The sequence below is a fragment of the Flagellimonas sp. 2504JD1-5 genome (genome assembly GCF_053618295.1).
In genome coordinates, this window is the sequence record NZ_JBSIOU010000001.1 from 1,865,797 (window position 1) to 1,887,690 (window position 21,894).

The following is a 21,894-nucleotide window of genomic DNA, read 5'->3' on the forward strand; positions in this document are numbered from 1 at the left end:
ACATCTCACTTCTATAAATCAAAATAGTCAATGTAATTCTGTAAATCCTTATCACCCCGCCCAGACAAATTCATGACAACAATATCCGAAGGGTTGAATTTTTTCTGTTCTAAAATGGCAAAAGCATGGGACGATTCAATAGCTGGAATAATACCTTCCAATTTTGAAAGTTCCATTCCTGCTTTCATCGCATCATCGTCTGTAATTGAAATGAACTCTCCTCGTCCTGATTTAAATAAATGGGCATGCAAAGGTCCAACACCTGGATAATCCAACCCAGCTGAAATGGAATAGGGTTCGGTGATTTGTCCGTCATTGGTTTGCATCAACAAGGTTTTACTGCCGTGAATTATTCCGACTTTACCCAATGCCGAAGTAGCAGCACTTTCGCCTGAATGGATGCCTTTTCCAGCAGCTTCAACTGCAATGATTCCGACTTCTGGAGTATCCAAAAAGTGATAATAAGCACCTGCAGCGTTGCTTCCTCCCCCAACACAGGCTACCACATAATCGGGGTTTTCACGACCTTCTTTTTCCAACAATTGCGTTTTGATTTCTTTGGAAATCACAGATTGAAAACGAGCTACCATGTCGGGATAGGGATGTGGACCTACAACGGAGCCAATAATATAATGCGTATCCACAGGATTATTGATCCAATCTCGAATGGCTTCGTTGGTAGCATCTTTTAGCGTTTTGCTCCCGGAAAGCGCGGGACGAACTTCTGCACCCAACATTTTCATTCGGGCAACGTTTGGGGCTTGTCTGGCTATATCAATTTCACCCATATAGACTACACATTCAATACCCATCAAAGCACAAACTGTTGCTGTGGCAACCCCATGCTGACCTGCACCTGTCTCTGCAATAATCCTATTCTTGCCCAATCGCTTGGCCATCAGAATCTGTCCAATGGTATTGTTGACTTTATGTGCTCCGGTATGATTTAAATCTTCCCGCTTCAAGTAGATTTTGGTGTTGTATTTGTTGGATAATCTTTCAGCAAAATAGAGTGGGGAAGGACGCCCTACATAATCCTTCAGCAATTGGTGAAACTCTTGCTGAAAGGAAGGTTCTTCCATAATCTGGATGTAGCTTTGGCGCAATTCTTCGCAATTGGGATACAACATTTCTGGTATGAATGCTCCTCCAAATTCTCCGTAATATCCTTTTTCGTCAACGTGATAACTCATACTTTTTTGTCATTCCTGCGCGGGCAGGAATCTTTTTTGGTTTGACTTTAATTTATGATGGATTCCGCCCCGTGCTTCGACTTCGCTCAGCATCCGTGCGGAATGGCAATAAATTTTTAAATTCTTTTAATTTTTCAATATTCTTTAATCCCGGTTTTGTCTCAAACTTGCTGTTCACATCGATTACCTTACAATACTTTGATGCAGAACTTTTCATGAAAGACTTAAGGTTCTCTACACTTTCCGGTCCAATCCCCCCACTTAAAAAATAGGGTTTGGTAGAAGGGTAATTGTTCAAAACGGACCAATCAAAGGCATAACCATTTCCACCAGGGAGCTTTCCTTTGGTGTCAAATAAATAATAGTCGCATACTTCTTCATAATCTTTTAAGATGGAGAAATCAAAATCATCCTTGATGGAAAAGACTTTGATGGTTGTCAGGTCGAGCGCAGTCGAGACCTTTTTATTTTCAGGGTGTTTCTTGCTTCTCGACTGCGCTCGAAGTAACAGCGAATCGTCACCCTGAACTTGATTCAGGGCCTCATTCGAGTGAGATTCTGAAACGAGTTCGGAATGACTTTTTTTTAGCGTACTACAAAACTCTGGACTTTCATTTCCATGAAGTTGGACGGCGGCCAAATCATATTTTTGCACTTTTCCCAAAACTTCTTCAACAGTTGCATCTACAAATACACCCACTTTTTTGATGGATTTCGGTAATGCCGGAATTTCTCCTTTAAAATATCGTGAAGAAGGTTCCCAGAAGATAAAACCCATGTAGTCGGGTTGCAGTTGCGCAACCTCCTGGGAATTATGATTCATGCCGCAGACTTTCATCTTCATGATTCCAGGTTTTTTATAAAAGTTGCAGCGTGCTTTCCAGGGTTATCCGTTTTCATGAAATTTTCTCCAATCAAAAAACCTTGGTAACCATATTGCTTAAGCTCTTTTATGGCTTCAACGGAGCTGATGCCACTTTCGGAAACTTTTACAAAGTCGTCCGGAATTTGGGTCGAAAGAGACTTGCTGGTTTCGAGACTGACTTCGAAGGTCTTCAAATTTCTATTATTTACGCCCAGCATGTCCAAACTTGGCATGATGGACTTATGCAGTTCTTCTTCATTGTGAACTTCTAGAAGCACATCCAATCCCAAACTTTTTGCCACTTCTGAAAATGTTTTGATATCATCTCTTCTTAAGATGGCAGCTATTAACAGAATCACATCCGCTCCATGTGCTTTTGCTTCCAAAATCTGATAGGAATCAATGATGAACTCTTTACGAAGTAAAGGTATATTTGCTACCGACCTAGCGAGCAATAAATCGTCCAACGAACCTCCAAAGTATTTGCCATCTGTCAAAACCGACATGCCACATACTCCAGCCGTTTCATAACCTTTGGCCACATCCTGAACATTCAAGCTTTGATTGATGACGGATTTGGAGGGAGAACGTCGTTTGTGCTCGGCAATGATTCCGGTATTGCTCTGTCGCAGTGCCGTTGCTAAAGAGGGGCTTTTTCTTCCAAAAAGCACGGATTGTTCCAATTGGGAAATTGGAATCAATGATTTTCTCAAATCAACCTCCTTCCGTTTATCAATTACTATTTTGTCTAATATGTTCATTCTTTGGTTGATAGTTTATGGTTGATAGTTTATGGTTGATGGTGCAGTATTTGATTTTAACTATCAACCATCAACTAATGACGATCAACTATTTACTTAATTCTTGCAATTTCTTCAACGTTTCCAATCCTTTTCCACCCATTAGGGATTCTTTTGCTTTTTCAAATCCTTCTTTTGGACTGATGTCATTTACCGTTGCAATGGCCACACCGGCATTGGCACAGACCACATTGTTCTGGGCTTCGGTGCCTTTTCCATGTAAAATATCCAAGAATATCTGGGCGGATTGGGCGATATCATCTCCTCCAGTAATTTCTGCTTTGGTAATTCGATTCACTCCAAAATCGACAGGCGATAAAATGCCTTCGGAAGTATTGGAAATAGTTTTTGTATCCCCAGTCAATGAAATTTCATCATAACCATCCAAGGCATGGAGTACTGTAAAGTTTTTATCTGTGTTTTGATAGAGGTACCCATACATTCTGGCCAATTCCAGATTAAAGACCCCAACCATCTGATTTTTGGGAAAAGCTGGATTTACCATGGGTCCCAGCATATTAAAGAAGGTCTTTACTGCCAATTCCCTTCGGATGGGAGCCACATTTTTCATGGCTGGATGAAATAGAGGGGCGTGCAATACGCAAATTCCTGCTTGGTCAATGGATTTCTTTAAAAAATCAGCTTCATTACTGAATTTGATACCTAAAAATTCCATGACATTGCTGCTTCCACATTTAGAGGACACACCATAATTTCCATGTTTGGTCACCTTCACTCCGGCCCCAGCAGTAACAAAAGACGCCAAGGTGGAAATGTTGAAAGTATCCTTACCGTCACCTCCGGTTCCACATAAATCAATAGGGTTGAATTCGGCCAAATCAATGGCCAAGCATAGCTCCAAAAGGGCATCTCGGAAGCCTTCCAACTCCTCAATGGTGATGCTTCGCATCATGTATACGGTTAAAAAAGCCGCAATTTGAGATGTATTGTAATCTCCTTTGGCAATATTGACCAAGATTTGCTTGGCATCGCTTTTGGACAAAATTTCGTGATTTATGAGTCTGTTGAGTGTCTCTTTCATGTTTTTTTCCTTTGTCATTCCTGCGAAGGCAGGAATCTTTAATCGGTCATTTGAATTCCCACTTTCTTTGGAACGAAATTAAAATTAGCCTTTGAGCCAATTTTTTAGCATTTGTTTTCCTTCGGGTGTCAACACCGATTCAGGGTGAAATTGTACGGCTGTTACGTCGTATGTTTTATGTTTTAAAGACATAATTTGCCCATTTTCATCCACAGAAGTAGCTTCCAAGCTTTCCGGTAAATCAGGATGGACCACCCAAGAGTGGTATCGCCCTACCTCGATCTGTTTTGGTAAACCTTCAAAAATAGCATCTTCCTTGGTCACAGAGATTGTCGTCGCCACCCCGTGGTACACCTGATCTAAATTCACCAAGGTTCCACCAAACACTTCACCAATGGCCTGCTGTCCTAAACAAACCCCCAGAATACGTTTGGTGGGCGCATAGGTTTTGATGATTTCCTTTACCAAACCAGCTTCATCTGGGATTCCAGGTCCGGGCGACAGCACAATTTCATCGAAGGGTTCAACATCTTCCAAGGTGAGTTGATCGTTTCGTTTTACGGTAACATCACAATCCAAATCCTCTAAATAGTGCACCAAATTATAGGTGAAGCTGTCGTAGTTGTCTATCATTAAAATCTTTCTTCGCATTTTAGATGGTTTCTGCAATTTCCAGCGCTTTGGTTAAGGCGCCCAATTTATTATAGGTTTCTTGTAATTCAGCTTCGGGGTCGGAGGCGGCAACCAAACCTGCTCCAGCTTGATAGTGCAATTGGTGATTTTTACTCAAAAATGTTCGAATCATAATGGCGTGGTTGAAATTCCCTTTAAAATCCATAAATCCGATAGCACCACCGTAGTAGGCGCGACTGGTTTTTTCATATTTCTCTATTAACTGCATGGCCATATGTTTTGGAGCTCCGCTAAGGGTTCCAGCAGGAAAAGTGTCAGCGACCACTTTCATGGTAGGACTATCTTTTTTCTTGAGTCCAGTTACTTTGGATACCAAATGAATGACATGCGAGAAATATTGGACTTCGCGATAGGTTTCCACATTAACGGTATTCCCATTTCTACTGAGATCATTTCGGGCTAAATCAACCAACATCACGTGCTCGGCGTTTTCCTTATCATCCTGAGCCAGTTTTTTTGCCAATTCGGCATCCTGTTCATCGTTTCCGGTTCTTTTGTAGGTGCCGGCAATAGGATGTATTTCGGCTTTCCCGTCTTTTACAATTAATTGCGCTTCCGGCGAACTGCCAAAGATTTTAAAATCCCCGTAATCAAAATAGAACAAATATGGGGATGGATTGATGGAACGAAGCGCTCGGTACACATTGAACTCATCACCCTTAAATCCTTGCGAAAATCTTCGAGAAAGTACTAGTTGGAAAACATCACCTCGTTGACAATGTTTTTTAGCCAGTGCCACATGTTCTTTGTATTCCTCATCTTTTAAATTGGAGGTGGGTTTTCCATCTTTTGAAAAGTTATAGGAAGCAAAATTTCGTACAGTGAACAGCTGGGCAATCTCATCTACATTGCTTTCATTTTCATAACAGTGGGCAAAAAGATATGCTTCGTTTTTAAAATGGTTTATGGCAATGATGTTCTGGTACACCGCATAATAGATATCCGGAATTTGAACCGAATCTTCCTTTTTGGAAACCTCAACATCTTCAAAATAGCGAACGGCATCATAAGCCATATATCCGAAAAGTCCATTGTTGATGAACTTAAAGCCATTGCTGGGGACGGAAAATTTTTGTCCGAATTGATGAATCACCTCTGTGACGTCCACTTCGGGAGTGATAGGAAATTCTTCTTTGGAACCATCAGGGAATCTTTGCGTGATTACTTCATTCTCAACTTTAATGGAGGCAATCGGATTGCAGCAGATGTATGAGAAGCTATTGTCATTGGCATGATAGTCGCTACTTTCCAAAAGAATGCTATTGGGAAATTTGTCCCTTACCTTAAGATAAACACTGACCGGCGTAATGGTATCGGCAAGTATTTGTTTGTAGGTAGTTTTGAGCGAATATTTCATGAGCGAAAATTATTTTTTTCATTTCCGCGTAGGCGGAAATCTTTTTATTGCTATTTATTCAAAGAACCAAGTCAGGTCCTTCCAATTCGGGTTAAAGTCATTTATCAAATTTATTTTCCATAGCCGGTTCCATTTTTTCAATTGTTTTTCTCTTCTGATTGCAGGCATGGGAAACCTGAATTTTTCATAGTAAACCAACTTATCCAATTTGTATCGTTTTGCAAATTTGCTTCCGGTTCCACTTTTATGCTTTTTCATTCGTTTTCCTAAATTGTTGGAATAGCCTATATAAATAGTTCCATTTTTCTTGTTTGAAATGATATAGACATAAAAACTCATTTTAACATTTGTTCACCGTTGCTGATTGATTTCCGCCTTCGCGGAAATGAGAACTAAACTCATACAATTAAAAAAGGCTTGTCGTGATGACAAGCCTCTATATGATTACAATGGGGGACTAGCTCACGATATTCGACGTAAGTTGATCCACCACCAAGTATTTACTGTTCTTAAATTCATTGCTTCAAAGATAAAAAGGAAATTCTAACTTCCAAATATTGTTTTGTGAAATTAAAAATCCCGCCTAAAAAACAATCTAAGCGGGATTTCCAAACACTAAACTAAAGCTGATTACATCTGCAAATCAACCACAAGGTCAAATTCATCATAGATCAATTTGTCCTTGGCGGTCCCGATAATACCGGAACCATATTTTACGTCGTATTTTGTTCGGTCAACTTTCAAAGTAGCTGTCGCTTTACTTCCATAAATTGAGACATCAAATGTTACAGACTCGGTAATTCCTTTAATAGTAAGGTCACCCGTTACTTCATATGAGTTTTTTCCACTGGCTTTTACTTTTGTGAACACTAAAGAAGCTGTTGGATTGGAAGCTGTAGAGAAAAAATCATCGGAGCTTAGGTGTCCATCCAGTTTGTTTTTGTAATCTCCTTGCAAGTCGGTGACATTGATGGTTGTCATATCAACAACGAATTCTCCTCCAACCAATTTTTCACCATCAAATTCGAGTGCCCCAGATTTAAGGTTGATGGTTCCGGTATGCGATCCGGCAACTTTGTACGCTTTCCAAGTAACAGTACTTTCATCTGTTTTTACAGCTTTCTTTTCACCATCAATTGGATTTGCAATTGCAGAAAGTCCGAATACGACTGTTAAGGCTAGGCTTAAAATTGTTTTTTTCATGATTTGTGTGCTTAATTTTCGATTTAAATAATTAGGGTTTATATATGTGTAAATAATTCTTCTTTTGATTTACGTACTTTGGCGTAGTGCTGTGTCTCGTCCTCATCGGAACGATACCCAACTGCGAGAACAACCGATGCGTTAAGGTTTTTCTCTTCCAGGTCAAGGATTTTATTATAGGCTTCAGATTCAAAACCTTCCATTGGACAGGTATCTATTTTTAATTCAGCTGCGGCCTGCATCATATTACTGAATGCAATATATACTTGTCTAGATGTCCAAATCCCTTTCGTTTCCGTAGGAAGGTCCAACAATTTAGATTTCATAAAGTCACCATAACCTTTTAGACCTTCGGCAGGAATTTTTCTGGTAGTGCTTACGTTTTCTAGATAACCATCCATTAATTCTTCCCCAAAATCAGTCACGTTGGCAAACACAATAATATGCGAGGCATCTGTTAATTGTGATTGTCCCCAAGAAACCGGTTTGAGTTTCTCTTTGATCTCAGGGTCTGTGATTACATAAACATGATAGGGTTGAAGTCCGTAAGAAGATGCACTTAGACGGGTAGCTTCTAACAAAAGTTCCAGATCTGTATCCGACACTTTTTTGGTACTATCAAATTTTTTGGTGGCATAGCGCCATGTTCTATTTTCTAGGATATTGCTCATTTTAAAATTTATCTAATAGTATGTTTAATTCTTCAAGTTCTTTTTTTGAAAAGTTTTGAAGGAGCCTACTTTCGGTATCCTCCATTACCGTGTCAATTTTTTCCAAAATCGTTTGACCCTTTTCGGTGATCAATATTTCCACTTTACGGCGGTTGGCTTCGCAAACCCACCGTTGTACATAACCTTTGGTTATAAGCTTGTCCACCAATCGGGTGGTATTGCTCATTTTGGTTACCATACGTTCATTGATGGTCGTTAAATTAGCCGGTTTCCCTTTTTGCCCGCGCAGAATCCTCAACACGTTGAATTGTTGTTTCGAAATTCCATAGGGTTTTAGAGCTGCCCCAAATTGTTCATTGATTTTGTTGCTGACCAATGCAAAATGAATCATGGTCCTCATTTTAAGAGGAAGCTTTCTTTCGGTTCTTATGATTTGTTCAACATTCATGTCAATACAACAATTGTATATACAAATGTATATTGTTAATCCGATTTGACACTATTTTTAACAGATAAAATTTTGTTAAAAAGAAATTGGGGGAAATCACTTTATTTACTTTTAAGGTCCTAAAATGCAGATAATGAAACAGTTGTTGTTTTCTTTTATTTTTGTTGTTGCTCTAGTAACCGGATGTGGTGAAAAACCTAAAGGGAAAGAAAAGGCAGATACTTCAGAACAGGCTTATGCCGAGGTTGAAAAAGAGGCCAAAGACCCTGTAAAATTTCCAGTTTATGATTACGAGGGGCTAAAACCATTATTATATAAGGATGACGGAAAAACGTATATCATAAATTTTTGGGCCACTTGGTGCAAACCTTGTATTGAAGAACTTCCCTATTTCGAAAAGGTTTATGCCGAGCAAAAAGACAATAATGTAGAGATGGTGTTGGTCAGTCTTGATATGCCATCCATGTGGAAAACGCGATTGGAGCCCTTTGTGGAAAAGAAAGGGCTTAAAGGAAAAGTGGTAATTCTTGACGATCCAAAACAAAACGATTGGATTCCAAAAATTAATGAAACTTGGGGTGGGGGCATACCCGCTACCTTGATCTATAATAAGGATAAACGCAATTTTTACGAAAGTGGATTTACCTATGAGGAATTGAACAAAGAGTTGAACAAATTCATTAACTAGTGATATGAAACTATTCAAAATCTTAAGTCTATTGGCTCTGGTAGTACTGTTTGGAGCTTTTTCAGGAGAACTAACCTCGGTAGATGAGGGGTATGATATTGGAGATGTTGCAACAGATTTCGCTTTAAAAAATACAGATGGCAAAATGGTTTCGCTATCCCATTATAATGAAGCCAAGGGTTTTTTGGTAATTTTTACTTGCAACGGTTGCCCTTATTCAGTGGCATATGAGGATCGCATCAATGCGCTGGATGCAAAATACAAAGCCAAGGGCGTTCCGGTGATTGCCATTAATCCAAGTAATGCAACAAAAAAGCAGGGAGAAAGTTTGGCCAAAATGAAGATTCGTGCTGCAGAAAAAGGATTTACCTTTCCCTATTTATTGGATGAGGGACAGCAAATTTATCCGCAATATGGAGCAACAAAAACCCCACATGTGTTCCTATTGGAAAAAATGGCCGAAGGGAATATTGTGAGATATATAGGCGCAATTGATGATAATTACCAAAGTGCTTCACGAGTTGAGGAGAAATACGTTGAAAATGCAGTGGACGCCATGTTGGCCGGAAAAGAGATAAAAGTGACCAAAACTAGGGCCATTGGATGCACTATAAAAGCCTAAAAGGAAAATTACGCATGTTTCAATCCGGGGTTATGCTCCGGATTTTTATTTTTGCTAAACTTAAATTGTTAAAAATGTCAGATTTATCGCAACAAGAATGGGAAGAACAACTGGAAAACGATAACAACGCCTTTGTACTGGACGTCCGCACACCAGAAGAAGTGGAGGAAGGTTATATTCCCAATGCCACCAATATAGATATTTATTTGGGACAAGGTTTTTTGGATGAGCTCGAAAAGCTTGACAAATCCAAGAATTATTATGTGTATTGTAGATCTGGTAACAGAAGTTCCCAGGCTTGTGCCATCATGAACAGTATTGGCATCGAAAATACCTTCAATCTTGAAGGAGGATTTATGAACTGGGAAGGAGAGGTCGCCGAATAAAATTTATGGATGTTTCCAAAGTCATAAATCAACTTGAACAAAATAGGAAGGTTTTCTATGATATGCTGTCAGGATTACCTTCCGATTTTGTGACCTGGAAACCCAACCCTAAGGGTTGGTGCGCTTTGGAAATAGTATGCCATTTAATTGATGAAGAAAAGCAGGACTTTAGAACACGTGTACAGCATGCGCTGGAAAATCCGAAAAAACCTTTAGTTCCGATTGATCCTCCCAGATGGGCTATAACCAACAATTATCTAGGGCAGGATTTCGCTTCTAAGTTGGATGAGTTTTGTGTTGAAAGAAAAAAGTCCATCCATTGGCTACGCAACTTAAAAGGCCCTGATTGGGAAAATAAGGTTAATCATCCTGAGCTTGGTCAAATAACCGCTTTATCATTTTTGAACAACTGGTTGGCCCACGATTACCATCACCTTCGGCAAATAAATAATTTGAAATACTACTATCACAAAGAAAATTCGGGAGATCCATTGACCTATGCAGGTAAATGGTAATCATTTTCTTATTTTAGTCGAATGAAGGAAGACCTACTCCATTTTATATGGAGGTGCGATAAGCTTCAAGGACGACCACTTACCACATCAACCTCTGAGCATATTGTAATTAAGAATCCGGGAAGTTTAAATCTTCACGCAGGACCTGATTTTTTTAATGCGCAAATTGAGGTTGGTGGTCAGCTGTGGGCTGGCAATGTAGAAATGCACCTCAAATCTTCGGATTGGTATGCACACCATCACGAAGTGGATTCCAATTATGACAATGTGATTCTTCATGTGGTTTGGGAAGATGATATTCTGGTGTTTAGAAAAGACGGCACACAAATTCCAACCTTGGAATTGAAAAATCAAATCGCACCCACAATTTTGGCAAAATACCAAGAACTTTTTCAACATTTTAACCCGTTGTTTATCAACTGTGAAAAAGATTTTAACCAAATGGATTCCTTTTTGGTGAATAACTACCTAGATAGATTGTATATAGAGCGGTTGGAACAAAAATCCATACTTATCTCAAGCCTACTTCAAAAATCAAATAACGATTGGGAAAGAGTTCTTTTTGTGATGTTGATGAGAAATTTCGGTTCGAAGATCAATGGCGATGTTTTCATGAACAGGGCCATGCAGCTTGATTTTTCCATCATTAGAAAAACCAGTTCGGACATTCACCAAATTGAGAGCCTTCTTTTTGGCTATTTGGGATTACTTGCCGTTGAAGATTGCAATGATGTTTATTATATAGAACTCCAAAAGGAATATGAATACCTGGCTCATAAATATAAACTGGATGCCACCTTGACGAAACCGGGTTTCTTTGGTTTGCGTCCAGCCAACTTTCCCACCATTCGTATGTCACAATTAGCGCATTTGTATCATCAACAGCAGAATCTATTTTCAAAATTGCTTCATGCTAACAGACGGGAGGAGATATATTCGATTTTCAGAACTGAGTCCAGCTCCTATTGGGAAAGCCATTTCACCTTTGGAAAAGTCTCCAAACAAAGCAAAAAGAAACTTTCAAAAAGCTTTATTGATCTATTGATGATAAATACCATAGTGCCACTTCGGTTTTGTTATTCCAAAAAGGTTGGTATCGATTCCACAGAGAACCTATTAAGCCTAATTTCCCAACTTGCTCCTGAAAAAAATGCTATAATGGACGGATTTAAAAACTTGGGCTCAAACACTATGAATGCTTTGGAAAGTCAAGCTAAATTACAATTGTACAACAACTATTGTTCAAAAAATAAATGCCTTCATTGTACCTTAGGCGCTCATTTATTGAACAGAAATACATAATTTTAGAGCGAGCACTATCAGAGATATTGTTCAATGGGCACAGGAACTGTCACTTCGAGCGCAGTCGAGAAGTATTGATGATTCTAATTTGTTGAATAGGTCTCGACTCCGCTCGACCTGACACTGTAAAAATTATGAGCTTGTTTTACAATACCCTCTATTACTTTCAAAAAAGAGGCTTTGAGGTCTGTAGGCGTATCGCTGAACGACTGGGAATAAGGGCAAGAGTTGTTAGAACCACCTTTATTTATTTGACCTTTGCCACCTTGGGTTTTGGGTTTGCCCTTTATCTTTTTATTGCATTTTGGTTACGAATCAAAGATTTGGTGTATACCAAAAGAACTTCAGTTTTTGACCTCTGATTATGATAAGATTATTGCGTTCAAAAATAGTATGGGCCATTAGTTTAATGCTTCTGGTATTGCTCTTTGGAGTGATTGGCTACAAGTTGCTTTCAGATTTTACATGGGTAGAGGCCATTTATATGACCATAATCACAGTGACCACCGTGGGTTTCTCCGAGGTCAGGCCATTGGATCCCAACGCAAAGATTTTTACCGTATTTTTAATTGTTACCAGTGTTTTTATTTTTGGTTTTGCGTTATCGGTGATTACTGAATACTTATTGGGACGCAATTCACTCCAGATTTTAAAAAAGAAGAAAGTGAAGAAAAAAATTGACAGTTTGTCCAATCATGTTGTAGTCTGCGGGTATGGAAGAAATGGAATGCAAGCAGCAGAAAAATTGAAGGCTTATAAAAAACCTTTTGTTGTTATTGAAAAAGATAAGGAGATTATTGAGCGGTATGAAAATGAGTTGCTTTTTGTAGAAGGAGATGCAAATGAAGACGAAACCTTACGCTCTGCTGGAATTGAGCGAGCACAATACCTTATTACCGCGGTGCCAGACGATGCGGCCAATTTATTTATTGTACTCTCGGCGCGCCAGTTGAACAAAAAGTTGTTCATAATTACAAGAGCCTCACAAGTTACTTCTCAAACCAAACTCCAATTGGCAGGTGCGGATAAGGTAATAATGCCAGATAAAATTGGAGGCGATTATATGGCATCATTGGTTGTAATGCCGGATTTGGTGACGTTTATAAACAAATTATCAGTGGAAGGAGAGAATACCACCAACCTTGAAGAAGTCGAAATCGAAGATTTTACAGATCAGATTGAATGCAATTCGTTACGTGATTTGGACCTGCGCAAAAGAACAGGGTGCACCATTATAGGTTATATAGAACCCGGCGGAAATTACATTATAAACCCAGAGGCGGATTTGATTCTGGAACCCAAAGGAAAAGTGATTGTTTTGGGTAGGCCCGAACAGATAAAAAAGCTCAACCAAATGTTTCAGATAGGTTAGTTTTATAACTTTTAAATTTGATTCCGTTGAATTTTTTTAGGATATTGCCCGCTATTCATCAAATTAACATAACCAAATAACACATTATGAAGTACAGACTTCTTACGTTAATTACCCTTTTATTACCATTACTATCAAGTGCCCAAGAAAAAGGCTTGGATGAAAGAGTGAATGATGCATTTATGCCGTTTGCAACTTGGTGGGAAGGTTTTGTTTTGACACCAATTTCAATTGCGGGGTACAACCTTCCCGTAGTGTTGATTCTTTTGATAATAGGAGCTACATTTTTTACGATACGATTTAAGTTTCCAAATATTACCAAATTTGGACTGGCCATTAACACGGTTCGGGGCAAGTATGATGAATTGGATCACCATAGCGTGGAGAAGACAGAGCTGAATGTGGCAGACGGAGACCTTCCAGGTACAATAAAAGATGAGAGTAAAGAAGGAGAAGTAAGTCATTTTCAAGCATTGGCAACCGCAGTTTCAGGTACGGTTGGACTGGGTAATATAGCCGGTGTAGCAGTCGCGATTGCTTTGGGTGGTCCTGGTGCCACCTTTTGGATGATTGTTTGTGGTTTAATAGGAATGTCGACCAAGTTTGTAGAATGTACACTTGGAGTAAAGTATAGAGATGTAGGTCCGGATGGAACCGTTTACGGAGGACCTATGTACTACCTCTCCAAAGGCTTAAAGGAAAGAGGATTCAAAGGACTTGGAAAAGTCTTGGCTGTGATTTTTGCAGTTTTATGTGTGGGTGCTTCATTTGGAGGAGGTAATGCATTTCAATCCAATCAGGCAGCTGTTCAGCTTTCAACTATGTTGAGCCTCGAAGGTGGTGCCACAGGAGTTATCATCGGAGTTATTTTGGCCATATTGGTTGGAATCGTAATTATCGGTGGTATTAAAAAGATTGCCAGTGTAACAGAAAAAATAGTTCCGTTCATGGCAGGAGTTTATGTATTGGCTTCCTTGGTGATTATTTTTGCCAATATCGAATACATAGGCGATGCTTTTGGAATGATCATAGGAGGAGCATTTACACCTGCCGCTGGACTCGGAGGTATTGTTGGGGTGATTATTGTTGGCTTCCAAAGAGCGGCCTTTTCCAATGAAGCGGGAGCTGGCTCTGCGGCCATTGCGCACTCCGCTGTAAAGACTAAATATCCAGCAAGTGAAGGTGTTGTTGCGCTTTTGGAACCTTTTATTGATACTGTGGTGATTTGTACCATGACAGCTTTGGTAATCATCTTCTTTAATATGGATGTGGGAGCTTTTGACTATGGAAATGCTGTAGGAAGCACAGTATTGCTTAACGAATCAGGAACTTATGTCGGAGGTGTTGATTTAACTTCGATGGCATATGATTCAGTAATACCAGGGTTTAGATACGTGTTGACTATTGCAATAATTCTTTTCGCCTTTTCAACCATGATCTCTTGGTCATATTACGGATTGCAATCTTGGAAATATCTATTTGGAAGAGGAAAGACTGCTGATATTGTTTATAAGGTAATGTTTTTACTATTTGTGATTATTGGAGCAGGTGCTACATTGGATGCGGTAATTAAGTTTTCCGATGCCATGATATTGGCTTTGGTATTCCCGAATATGATAGGACTTCTGTTCTTATTCCCGAGGGTAAGGGAGGAAATGGATAAATACCTTACTGACATAAAGAATTTTGTCAAAAGCAAATAAATTAGGCTTTGACTAGAATAAAATCCCACTTTAAGTTCAACAAACAAGAACGAAGTGGGATTTTCTTTTTGTTGCTGCTCATAATAATACTTCAAGGAGTTTATTTTTACCTCCAAGCGAAACCTTCAGGTTTGGAAGCGAAGGTTGTCGTGAAAAGTACAATGCAATCCAAGTTGGACAGTCTTCGACTTTTGGCCCAGGAAAAAGTTACGCCAAAGATTTTTCCGTTCAATCCAAACTATATTACAGATTACAAGGGCTATTCGCTGGGAATGTCCACCCAAGAATTGGATAGATTGTTTGCTTTTAGGAAAACAGGAAGTTTTGTGAACTCTGCTGAACAATTTCAACAAGTGACCCAAGTGTCCGATTCCTTATTAAAACTCATGGCACCTTCATTCAAGTTTCCAGATTGGGTTCAAAAGAAAAAATACACAGATTCCGATATCAAAATTAAGCTGAGCAAAACTTTTAAAGTGACAGATCTTAATTTGGCCACGGCGGATGATTTAAAAACCGTTAGTGGTATTGGAGAAAAGTTATCAGTACGGATTGTCAAATTCAGGGATAGACTTGGCGGATTTTTGGTCAACGAACAATTGTATGATGTCTACGGACTGGAACCCGAAGTGGTTCAGCGTACGTTGATGAGATTTAAGGTTATAGATCCACCTAGGCTTAAAAAAATCAATATCAATAGGGCAACAGCTGAAGAGTTATCCCGTTTGATTTATATAAACAGGAATTTGGCCGAAAGAATAATCCATTATCGGGAACAGAATGAGGCATTCGATTCTTTGGATGAATTGTTGAATGTAGCCACCTTTCCTAAGGAAAGGATTGATAGAATTAAGCTATATTTGACCCTATAAATTTGAACTATGGTTACGGATACTTTGTCCACAATGAACTTCGATTATTCAGAGACCCAGAAGATGGTCGCTGAATCTGCAAAAGAGTTTGCACAGCAATATATTGCACCTCATGTAATGGAGTGGGATGAAACCCAAACTTTTCCAATAGAAGTATTTAAGAAAGCGGGTGAAATGGGATTTATGGGTGTTCTGGTCCCTGAAGAACTTGGTGGTTCTGGACTGGGATATCATGAGTATGTGGCCATATTGGAAGAAATTTCAAAAGTGGATCCGGCCATTGGACTTTCGGTAGCTGCACATAATTCATTGTGCACCAACCATATTTTATCTTTTGGGAATGATGAACAAAAGCAACGATGGATACCAAAGTTGGCAACCGCAGAGTGGTTGGGAGCCTGGGGGCTTACGGAGCATAACACAGGTTCTGATGCTGGTGGAATGAATACCACTGCTGTAAAAGATGGCGACCACTGGATTTTAAATGGAGCCAAAAATTTTATCACCCATGGTAAAAGCGGTGATATTGCTGTTGTGATTGCAAGAACGGGAGAAAAAGGCGATAGTCGTGGAATGACGGCCTTTGCCATTGAAAAAGGAACTCCCGGGTTTACAAGTGGAAAAAAAGAAGATAAATTGGGCATGCGGGCCAGTGAAACCGCCGAACTTATTTTTTCGGATTGCAGAATTTCAGATGAAAACAGATTAGGAGAAGTGGGTGAAGGTTTTATCCAGTCGATGAAGGTTTTGGATGGTGGCCGTATCTCAATTGGGGCATTATCCCTTGGTGTGGCAAAAGGTGCTTACGAAGCGGCTCTTAAATACTCCAAAGAACGTGTTCAATTTGGAAAGCCTATTAGTCAATTTCAGGGAATTTCATTCAAGTTGGCTGATATGGCAACGGAAATTGAAGCTTCCGAACTGCTATTGCACAAAGCGGCATTTCTGAAAAATTCAGGAAGACAAATGACCATGCACGGAGCCATGTCCAAGATGTACGCTTCCGAGGTTTGTGTCAAAGTTGCCAACGAAGCTGTACAGATTCATGGAGGATATGGGTATATTAAAGATTTTCCGGTAGAAAAGTTCTACAGAGATGCCAAGCTATGCACTATTGGTGAAGGAACCACGGAAATTCAAAAAGTAGTTATTTCAAGAAATATTCTAAAGTAATTTGTCCATTACTAATTAATACTTGTATATTTGCACTCCAAAATCTAAAAGAGAGGAGGTTGTAGCCCATGTTAATAATACCAGTAAAAGAAGGAGAAAACATCGATAGAGCTTTAAAGCGTTTCAAGCGTAAGTTTGATAAGACAGGTACAATGCGTCAATTGCGAAAAAGACAGCAGTTCACAAAGCCTTCTGTAAAACGTAGAGCTGAAGTTCAAAAAGCTCAATATATACAAGGACTTAGAGATCAGGAAGAAATTTAGATCTCTGCACCGAACATAATGAGAATCCCGTTCCAATTTGGAACGGGATTTTTTTGTTCCAATACTTGAGCTTATTTGGGTAACTTTGAATACATGGCTCTTGATGCGTTTATATCTTATCTAAAATTCGAGAAAAATTACTCTAAGCATACCATAAAGGCTTACGAAAAGGATTTAAGGGCGTTTTCCTATTATGTTACGGAAGTTTTTGAGCTTGGTTCCATTGATCATGTGGACTATACCATAATACGAAGTTGGATTGTTTCATTGGTGAACGGTGAAGTGTCCAACAGAACAGTCAATAGAAAGATTTCTTCACTAAGGGCATATTATAAGTTTTTGCAAAAAATTCAACAAATTACGATTTCACCTTTAGCAAAACACAAAGCCTTAAAAACCGAACAGAAAGTTGAGGTTCCGTTTTCCGAACAAGAAATGAAGACCATACTTTCAGAGATTCCTTTTGAGGAAGACTTTGAAGGTATTCGTGACAGGCTTATCATCGAATTATTGTATGCCACTGGAATGCGAAGGACCGAATTGGTGAATCTTAAGCTAACGGATTATAGCAATGCCAACCGAACACTAAAGGTTCTGGGGAAAAGGAACAAAGAGCGCATTCTTCCACTCCTTCCGTCAACAATTGAAATGCTTGAGAAGTATTTAGGCATGCGAAACGAATTGGAAAAGACCATGGATTCATCTTTTCTCTTTTTAACAAAAGGAGGACTTAAAATTTATGAAACGCTTGTATATCGAACTATAAATAAGTATTTTAGTTTGGTGTCCCCTAAGGTAAAAAAGAGTCCTCATATACTCAGACATACCTTTGCAACACATCTGCTTAATAGGGGAGCTGATTTAAACGCTGTGAAAGAGCTGTTGGGTCATTCCAGTTTGGCATCCACCCAAGTGTATACACACAATAGTATCGCCGAACTGAAAAAAGTTCACGCAAAGACCCATCCAAGAAGTAAGGAATAGCCAATTCCTTATATTGTATAACACGTCTGCCAAAAGGTAGTCCTAAAAACTAAATCTTATGAAGGTAAATGCACAATCGGTAAATTTTGTAGCTGATGGTAAGCTTATGGATTTTATCCAGAAGAGAATGGATAAATTGGAGACGTTCTATGATAAGGTCATCGGTTCGGATGTATATTTGAAGGTTGATAATACCAGTGCAAAAGAAAATAAGATGGTTGAAATAAAAGTACTTGTCCCAAGAGATAAGATCATCGTAAAGAAACAGTGTAAAACTTTTGAAGAGGCCATTGATTCAGCTTGTAGTTCCCTGGAGAGACAATTGGTAAAAAAGAAAGAAAAATTAAGGGCAAAAGCATGATTAAAATTTTTGAAAATTTATTTTGATTAAAAAAATAAATATATACATTTGCAGTCCGTTAGAAATAGCGGGCTTTTTTTATGGAAAAAAGGCCATAAATTGCCGATGTAGCTCAGCTGGCTAGAGCAGCTGATTTGTAATCAGCAGGTCGTGGGTTCGAGTCCCTCCATCGGCTCGTAACATATTGAAAATAAGGCGGGGAGATACTCAAGCGGCCAACGAGGACAGACTGTAAATCTGTTGGTTTTCACCTTCGCAGGTTCGAATCCTGCTCTCCCCACAAGCAAACTTTTGAGAAAAAGCTTGTTTTGAAGAGTTTTTTGAAATGTTGAAGTGTTTTTGGGTTTTTGCCCAAATTAAAAAATGCGGGAGTAGCTCAGTTGGTAGAGCGTCAGCCTTCCAAGCTGAATGTCGCCGGTTCGAACCCGGTCTCCCGCTCTATAGTCATCCTTGCGAAAGCAGGAATCTCTTCCAAATATATGGGAGAACTATTTATGAAGTAGTTGATTCAGCACTTTACGCCGGTGTAGCTCAGGGGTAGAGCGTTTCCTTGGTAAGGAAGAGGTCACGAGTTCAAATCTCGTCATTGGCTCAAAACGATTTGTACACTAATATAAACTAAGATTAAAATTATTTAAAATGGCAAAGGAAACTTTTGATCGTTCCAAACCGCACTTAAATATTGGTACTATTGGACACGTGGATCACGGTAAAACAACGTTGACCGCTGCTATTACTACTGTATTGGCCAATGCGGGTTTGTCAGAGCTTAGAAGCTTTGATTCTATCGATAACGCCCCTGAAGAAAAAGAAAGAGGTATTACTATCAACACGTCTCACGTAGAGTATCAAACAGAAAACCGTCACTACGCTCACGTTGACTGTCCAGGTCACGCGGATTACGTAAAGAACATGGTTACTGGTGCTGCTCAGATGGACGGTGCTATCTTGGTTGTTGCTGCAACTGATGGACCTATGCCACAAACTCGTGAGCACATCCTTCTTGGACGCCAGGTTGGTATTCCAAGAATCGTTGTTTTCTTGAACAAAGTTGACATGGTTGACGATGAGGAGCTTTTAGAGCTTGTTGAAATGGAAGTAAGAGAATTGCTTTCTTTCTACGAGTATGATGGTGACAACGGACCTGTTATCTCTGGTTCTGCTCTTGGTGCACTTAACGGTGAGCAAAAATGGGTAGATACTGTAATGGAGTTGATGGCAGCTGTTGATGAGTGGATTGAGCTTCCAAAAAGGGATGTTGATAAAGATTTCTTGATGCCTGTTGAAGACGTATTCACCATTACTGGTCGTGGTACTGTTGCAACTGGTCGTATCGAAACTGGTGTTGCCAACACAGGTGATGCTGTTGATATCATTGGTATGGGTGCTGAGAAATTAACCTCTACAATTACTGGTGTTGAGATGTTCCGTAAGATTTTGGATAGAGGTGAAGCTGGTGATAACGTAGGTATCCTTTTGAGAGGTATTGAAAAATCCGATATCAAAAGAGGTATGGTAATCTGTAAGCCAGGTTCCGTTAAGCCACACGCTAAATTCAAAGCTGAGGTTTATATCCTTAAAAAAGAAGAAGGTGGTCGTCACACACCATTCCACAACAACTACCGTCCACAGTTCTACGTAAGAACAACTGACGTAACAGGAAACATTGGTCTTCCTGATGGAGTTGAAATGGTTATGCCTGGTGATAACTTGACCATCAACGTTGATTTGATTCAGCCAATCGCATTGAGCGTAGGTCTACGTTTCGCTATCCGTGAAGGTGGTAGAACAGTAGGTGCTGGTCAGGTTACGGAGATTTTAGATTAATCATTTTACAATAAAGTATTGCACTAAAGGGTGTTCCGTATATGCGGAATACCTTTCAGTGTAAATATAAACGGGTGTGGTTCATCTCTGAAAATTTGAGGTGGGAAGGATACCAAATTTTACGGGCGTAGCTCAGTTGGTAGAGCACTGGTCTCCAAAACCAGGTGTCGGGAGTTCGAGCCTCTCCGCCCGTGCAAATTGAAATCATGAAAGTTATTGTGGCGAGAAGCCTGTCCTGAGCGAAGTCGAAGGAAGCCTCTCTGCCCGTGCAGGAAATACAATAATACTATGTTCACATACATAAAAGAATCATTTGAAGAATTAAAGAGCAATGTTACCTGGCTAAACAGGGAAAGAGCATCAAACCTTATGGTGGTTGTTGCGGTTTTCTCTATTCTGTTCGCCTTGGCAACCTGGGGTGTCGATTCCCTTTTCAGCAAATTGATTCGATTGTATTTTGATAACGTAATAGGATAGTTGATATGTCTGAGGTTCTGGAGAAAAAATGGTATGTGGTAAGGGCTGTTAGCGGTCAAGAAAACAAAATCAAAGGCTACATTGAAAGTGAAGTGGAGCGCAATGGTTTTGGTGATTATCTAGAAGAGGTTCTTGTTCCTACCGAAAAAGTTGTACAGATCCGTAACGGAAAGAAAATCAATAAAGAAAGGGTTTACTTTCCTGGATATATAATGATAAAAGCCAATTTGGGTGGAGAAATGGTGCACATCATCCGCTCCATTACAAATGTTATTGGCTTCTTAGGTGAGGTTAAAGGCGGTGATCCCGTTCCATTAAGGAAATCTGAGGTGAACCGTATGCTAGGAAAAGTGGATGAGCTTGCCGTTAATACGGACAATGTAGCTATACCATTTGTTTTAGGTGAAACCGTAAAAGTTATTGATGGTCCTTTCAACGGATTCAATGGAACTGTTGAGAAAATCAATGAAGAAAAGCGTAAGCTAGAGGTAATGGTGAAAATTTTCGGCAGAAAAACACCATTGGAACTTAGCTATATGCAAGTAGAAAAAGTTTAAAAAGAGCTGTTACATATATAAAGTTGTGTTGCTTCCAATTAACACACTTTCATTTTAATTAAAAACAATGGCAAAAGAAGTAGATAAGGTAGTTAAATTACAAGTTAGGGGAGGTGCCGCGAATCCGTCGCCACCGGTTGGACCCGCCTTAGGTGCTGCAGGTGTTAACATAATGGAGTTCTGTAAGCAGTTTAACGCTCGTACACAGGACAAGCCAGGTAAAGTATTACCTGTTGTTATCACCGTTTACAAAGACAAATCTTTCGAGTTTGTTGTAAAGACACCACCAGCGGCAGTTCAATTGATGGAAGCAGCTAAGATTAAAAAAGGATCTGGCGAGCCTAACAGAGTTAAAAATGGTTCTGTATCCTGGGATCAAGTAAAGCAAATCGCTGAAGACAAAATGGTCGATTTGAATGCTTTTACGGTAGAGTCTGCAATGAGTATGGTTGCAGGTACTGCTAGATCTATGGGTTTAAAAGTAGCAGGCAAAAGACCTTTTTAAAATCTTAAAGCAATT

Annotated in this window: 27 protein-coding genes and 5 tRNA genes; 22 read left to right on the top strand and 10 right to left on the bottom strand. The window is 39.5% G+C overall.

Annotation, left to right across the window (positions count from 1 at the left end; all coding sequences use genetic code 11):
• Positions 1-11 precede the first annotated feature (11 nt).
• From trpB to ACULLG_RS08325, 10 genes are all read right to left on the bottom strand, one after another.
• Positions 12-1,193, bottom strand: a complete 1,182-nt coding sequence (gene trpB, locus ACULLG_RS08280) for a tryptophan synthase subunit beta (protein ID WP_452126296.1) — start codon at positions 1,191-1,193, stop codon at positions 12-14.
• 52 nt (positions 1,194-1,245) lie between these two features.
• Positions 1,246-2,037, bottom strand: a complete 792-nt coding sequence (locus tag ACULLG_RS08285; RefSeq protein WP_452126297.1) for a phosphoribosylanthranilate isomerase — start codon at positions 2,035-2,037, stop codon at positions 1,246-1,248.
• Complete coding sequence (trpC, locus tag ACULLG_RS08290; RefSeq protein WP_452126298.1) at positions 2,034-2,819, bottom strand: indole-3-glycerol phosphate synthase TrpC; 786 nt, start codon at positions 2,817-2,819, stop codon at positions 2,034-2,036. Before trpC ends, ACULLG_RS08285 begins: the two co-directional genes overlap by 4 nt.
• Positions 2,820-2,907: 88 nt before the next feature.
• Positions 2,908-3,900: an anthranilate phosphoribosyltransferase gene (gene trpD / locus ACULLG_RS08295; protein ID WP_452126299.1), complete on the bottom strand. Its 993-nt coding sequence runs from the start codon at positions 3,898-3,900 to the stop codon at positions 2,908-2,910.
• Between the two features lie 84 nt (positions 3,901-3,984).
• Entirely contained in the window at positions 3,985-4,551 is a 567-nt protein-coding gene (locus ACULLG_RS08300) for an anthranilate synthase component II (protein WP_452126300.1), read from the bottom strand.
• Position 4,552: 1 nt separating this feature from the next.
• Positions 4,553-5,950, bottom strand: coding sequence for an anthranilate synthase component I family protein (locus ACULLG_RS08305; RefSeq protein WP_452126301.1), 1,398 nt, complete (start codon positions 5,948-5,950; stop codon positions 4,553-4,555).
• Between the two features lie 54 nt (positions 5,951-6,004).
• Positions 6,005-6,289 carry a GIY-YIG nuclease family protein gene (locus tag ACULLG_RS08310; protein WP_452126302.1) on the bottom strand — a complete coding sequence of 95 codons (285 nt, stop codon included), beginning with the start codon at positions 6,287-6,289 and terminating at the stop codon, positions 6,005-6,007.
• 291 nt (positions 6,290-6,580) lie between these two features.
• Positions 6,581-7,153 (bottom strand): YceI family protein, encoded by a 573-nt coding sequence (locus ACULLG_RS08315; RefSeq protein ID WP_452126303.1) that lies wholly within the window; start codon positions 7,151-7,153, stop codon positions 6,581-6,583.
• Between the two features lie 38 nt (positions 7,154-7,191).
• A complete protein-coding gene (locus tag ACULLG_RS08320) occupies positions 7,192-7,824 on the bottom strand; it encodes an NAD(P)H-dependent oxidoreductase (protein WP_452126304.1) in 633 nt (210 codons plus the stop codon).
• A gap of 1 nt (position 7,825) precedes the next feature.
• Positions 7,826-8,215 carry a MarR family winged helix-turn-helix transcriptional regulator gene (locus ACULLG_RS08325; RefSeq protein WP_452126305.1) on the bottom strand — a complete coding sequence of 130 codons (390 nt, stop codon included), beginning with the start codon at positions 8,213-8,215 and terminating at the stop codon, positions 7,826-7,828.
• Between the two features lie 190 nt (positions 8,216-8,405).
• On the opposite strand from ACULLG_RS08325, the gene ACULLG_RS08330 reads away from it, so the two are divergent.
• The 22 genes from ACULLG_RS08330 to rplK all read left to right on the top strand — a co-directional run bounded on the left by ACULLG_RS08330 (position 8,406) and on the right by rplK (position 21,879).
• Entirely contained in the window at positions 8,406-8,960 is a 555-nt protein-coding gene (locus ACULLG_RS08330; protein WP_452126306.1) for a TlpA family protein disulfide reductase, read from the top strand.
• A 4-nt stretch (positions 8,961-8,964) separates the two neighbouring features.
• The gene (locus ACULLG_RS08335) at positions 8,965-9,582 is read left to right on the top strand and encodes a thioredoxin family protein (RefSeq protein WP_452126307.1); all 618 of its coding nucleotides are present in this window, start codon (positions 8,965-8,967) and stop codon (positions 9,580-9,582) included.
• Between the two features lie 74 nt (positions 9,583-9,656).
• Positions 9,657-9,968: a rhodanese-like domain-containing protein gene (locus ACULLG_RS08340; RefSeq protein ID WP_452126308.1), complete on the top strand. Its 312-nt coding sequence runs from the start codon at positions 9,657-9,659 to the stop codon at positions 9,966-9,968.
• A 5-nt stretch (positions 9,969-9,973) separates the two neighbouring features.
• Positions 9,974-10,483 carry a DinB family protein gene (locus ACULLG_RS08345; protein ID WP_452126309.1) on the top strand — a complete coding sequence of 170 codons (510 nt, stop codon included), beginning with the start codon at positions 9,974-9,976 and terminating at the stop codon, positions 10,481-10,483.
• A gap of 21 nt (positions 10,484-10,504) precedes the next feature.
• Positions 10,505-11,785, top strand: coding sequence for a DUF2851 family protein (locus tag ACULLG_RS08350; RefSeq protein ID WP_452126310.1), 1,281 nt, complete (start codon positions 10,505-10,507; stop codon positions 11,783-11,785).
• Between the two features lie 134 nt (positions 11,786-11,919).
• Complete coding sequence (locus tag ACULLG_RS08355) at positions 11,920-12,147, top strand: PspC domain-containing protein (RefSeq protein WP_163416073.1); 228 nt, start codon at positions 11,920-11,922, stop codon at positions 12,145-12,147.
• 2 nt (positions 12,148-12,149) lie between these two features.
• On the top strand, positions 12,150-13,157 hold the full coding sequence (locus tag ACULLG_RS08360; RefSeq protein ID WP_452126311.1) for a potassium channel family protein: 1,008 nt from the start codon (positions 12,150-12,152) through the stop codon (positions 13,155-13,157).
• Between the two features lie 86 nt (positions 13,158-13,243).
• A complete protein-coding gene (locus tag ACULLG_RS08365; RefSeq protein ID WP_452126312.1) occupies positions 13,244-14,860 on the top strand; it encodes an alanine/glycine:cation symporter family protein in 1,617 nt (538 codons plus the stop codon).
• A gap of 8 nt (positions 14,861-14,868) precedes the next feature.
• Positions 14,869-15,732, top strand: a complete 864-nt coding sequence (locus tag ACULLG_RS08370; protein ID WP_452126313.1) for a ComEA family DNA-binding protein — start codon at positions 14,869-14,871, stop codon at positions 15,730-15,732.
• A gap of 33 nt (positions 15,733-15,765) precedes the next feature.
• Entirely contained in the window at positions 15,766-16,905 is a 1,140-nt protein-coding gene (locus ACULLG_RS08375) for an acyl-CoA dehydrogenase family protein (protein ID WP_452126545.1), read from the top strand.
• 68 nt (positions 16,906-16,973) lie between these two features.
• On the top strand, positions 16,974-17,168 hold the full coding sequence (gene rpsU / locus ACULLG_RS08380) for a 30S ribosomal protein S21 (protein WP_147740561.1): 195 nt from the start codon (positions 16,974-16,976) through the stop codon (positions 17,166-17,168).
• A 93-nt stretch (positions 17,169-17,261) separates the two neighbouring features.
• The gene (locus tag ACULLG_RS08385) at positions 17,262-18,152 is read left to right on the top strand and encodes a tyrosine-type recombinase/integrase (protein ID WP_452126314.1); all 891 of its coding nucleotides are present in this window, start codon (positions 17,262-17,264) and stop codon (positions 18,150-18,152) included.
• 58 nt (positions 18,153-18,210) lie between these two features.
• Positions 18,211-18,513 (top strand): ribosome hibernation-promoting factor, HPF/YfiA family, encoded by a 303-nt coding sequence (gene hpf, locus ACULLG_RS08390; RefSeq protein WP_452126315.1) that lies wholly within the window; start codon positions 18,211-18,213, stop codon positions 18,511-18,513.
• A gap of 101 nt (positions 18,514-18,614) precedes the next feature.
• Positions 18,615-18,688 (top strand) — tRNA-Thr (locus ACULLG_RS08395).
• Positions 18,689-18,710: 22 nt separating this feature from the next.
• A tRNA-Tyr gene (locus tag ACULLG_RS08400) sits at positions 18,711-18,793 on the top strand.
• An 85-nt stretch (positions 18,794-18,878) separates the two neighbouring features.
• Positions 18,879-18,951: transfer RNA gene (locus tag ACULLG_RS08405), tRNA-Gly, on the top strand.
• An 82-nt stretch (positions 18,952-19,033) separates the two neighbouring features.
• Positions 19,034-19,105 (top strand) — tRNA-Thr (locus ACULLG_RS08410).
• A gap of 47 nt (positions 19,106-19,152) precedes the next feature.
• On the top strand, positions 19,153-20,340 hold the full coding sequence (gene tuf, locus ACULLG_RS08415; protein ID WP_452126316.1) for an elongation factor Tu: 1,188 nt from the start codon (positions 19,153-19,155) through the stop codon (positions 20,338-20,340).
• A 121-nt stretch (positions 20,341-20,461) separates the two neighbouring features.
• A tRNA-Trp gene (locus ACULLG_RS08420) sits at positions 20,462-20,534 on the top strand.
• Between the two features lie 94 nt (positions 20,535-20,628).
• Positions 20,629-20,817, top strand: coding sequence for a preprotein translocase subunit SecE (secE, locus tag ACULLG_RS08425; RefSeq protein ID WP_420601231.1), 189 nt, complete (start codon positions 20,629-20,631; stop codon positions 20,815-20,817).
• Positions 20,818-20,822: 5 nt separating this feature from the next.
• Complete coding sequence (gene nusG / locus ACULLG_RS08430; protein ID WP_136466277.1) at positions 20,823-21,374, top strand: transcription termination/antitermination protein NusG; 552 nt, start codon at positions 20,823-20,825, stop codon at positions 21,372-21,374.
• 67 nt (positions 21,375-21,441) lie between these two features.
• The gene (gene rplK, locus ACULLG_RS08435) at positions 21,442-21,879 is read left to right on the top strand and encodes a 50S ribosomal protein L11 (protein ID WP_097047425.1); all 438 of its coding nucleotides are present in this window, start codon (positions 21,442-21,444) and stop codon (positions 21,877-21,879) included.
• The last annotated feature ends 15 nt before the right edge of the window (positions 21,880-21,894 follow it).

What these genes read in the sequence shown, in the direction of transcription:
- trpB (WP_452126296.1), bottom strand. Translation starts at nt 1,193, where the DNA reads ATGAGTTATCACGTTGACGAAAAAGGATATTACGGAGAATTTGGAGGA.
- ACULLG_RS08285 (WP_452126297.1), bottom strand. Translation starts at nt 2,037, where the DNA reads ATGAAGATGAAAGTCTGCGGCATGAATCATAATTCCCAGGAGGTTGCG.
- trpC (WP_452126298.1), bottom strand. Translation starts at nt 2,819, where the DNA reads ATGAACATATTAGACAAAATAGTAATTGATAAACGGAAGGAGGTTGAT.
- trpD (WP_452126299.1), bottom strand. Translation starts at nt 3,900, where the DNA reads ATGAAAGAGACACTCAACAGACTCATAAATCACGAAATTTTGTCCAAA.
- ACULLG_RS08300 (WP_452126300.1), bottom strand. Translation starts at nt 4,551, where the DNA reads ATGCGAAGAAAGATTTTAATGATAGACAACTACGACAGCTTCACCTAT.
- ACULLG_RS08305 (WP_452126301.1), bottom strand. Translation starts at nt 5,950, where the DNA reads ATGAAATATTCGCTCAAAACTACCTACAAACAAATACTTGCCGATACC.
- ACULLG_RS08310 (WP_452126302.1), bottom strand. Translation starts at nt 6,289, where the DNA reads ATGAGTTTTTATGTCTATATCATTTCAAACAAGAAAAATGGAACTATT.
- ACULLG_RS08315 (WP_452126303.1), bottom strand. Translation starts at nt 7,153, where the DNA reads ATGAAAAAAACAATTTTAAGCCTAGCCTTAACAGTCGTATTCGGACTT.
- ACULLG_RS08320 (WP_452126304.1), bottom strand. Translation starts at nt 7,824, where the DNA reads ATGAGCAATATCCTAGAAAATAGAACATGGCGCTATGCCACCAAAAAA.
- ACULLG_RS08325 (WP_452126305.1), bottom strand. Translation starts at nt 8,215, where the DNA reads ATGATTCATTTTGCATTGGTCAGCAACAAAATCAATGAACAATTTGGG.
- ACULLG_RS08330 (WP_452126306.1), top strand. Translation starts at nt 8,406, where the DNA reads ATGAAACAGTTGTTGTTTTCTTTTATTTTTGTTGTTGCTCTAGTAACC.
- ACULLG_RS08335 (WP_452126307.1), top strand. Translation starts at nt 8,965, where the DNA reads ATGAAACTATTCAAAATCTTAAGTCTATTGGCTCTGGTAGTACTGTTT.
- ACULLG_RS08340 (WP_452126308.1), top strand. Translation starts at nt 9,657, where the DNA reads ATGTCAGATTTATCGCAACAAGAATGGGAAGAACAACTGGAAAACGAT.
- ACULLG_RS08345 (WP_452126309.1), top strand. Translation starts at nt 9,974, where the DNA reads ATGGATGTTTCCAAAGTCATAAATCAACTTGAACAAAATAGGAAGGTT.
- ACULLG_RS08350 (WP_452126310.1), top strand. Translation starts at nt 10,505, where the DNA reads ATGAAGGAAGACCTACTCCATTTTATATGGAGGTGCGATAAGCTTCAA.
- ACULLG_RS08355 (WP_163416073.1), top strand. Translation starts at nt 11,920, where the DNA reads ATGAGCTTGTTTTACAATACCCTCTATTACTTTCAAAAAAGAGGCTTT.
- ACULLG_RS08360 (WP_452126311.1), top strand. Translation starts at nt 12,150, where the DNA reads ATGATAAGATTATTGCGTTCAAAAATAGTATGGGCCATTAGTTTAATG.
- ACULLG_RS08365 (WP_452126312.1), top strand. Translation starts at nt 13,244, where the DNA reads ATGAAGTACAGACTTCTTACGTTAATTACCCTTTTATTACCATTACTA.
- ACULLG_RS08375 (WP_452126545.1), top strand. Translation starts at nt 15,766, where the DNA reads ATGAACTTCGATTATTCAGAGACCCAGAAGATGGTCGCTGAATCTGCA.
- rpsU (WP_147740561.1), top strand. Translation starts at nt 16,974, where the DNA reads ATGTTAATAATACCAGTAAAAGAAGGAGAAAACATCGATAGAGCTTTA.
- ACULLG_RS08385 (WP_452126314.1), top strand. Translation starts at nt 17,262, where the DNA reads ATGGCTCTTGATGCGTTTATATCTTATCTAAAATTCGAGAAAAATTAC.
- hpf (WP_452126315.1), top strand. Translation starts at nt 18,211, where the DNA reads ATGAAGGTAAATGCACAATCGGTAAATTTTGTAGCTGATGGTAAGCTT.
- tuf (WP_452126316.1), top strand. Translation starts at nt 19,153, where the DNA reads ATGGCAAAGGAAACTTTTGATCGTTCCAAACCGCACTTAAATATTGGT.
- secE (WP_420601231.1), top strand. Translation starts at nt 20,629, where the DNA reads ATGTTCACATACATAAAAGAATCATTTGAAGAATTAAAGAGCAATGTT.
- nusG (WP_136466277.1), top strand. Translation starts at nt 20,823, where the DNA reads ATGTCTGAGGTTCTGGAGAAAAAATGGTATGTGGTAAGGGCTGTTAGC.
- rplK (WP_097047425.1), top strand. Translation starts at nt 21,442, where the DNA reads ATGGCAAAAGAAGTAGATAAGGTAGTTAAATTACAAGTTAGGGGAGGT.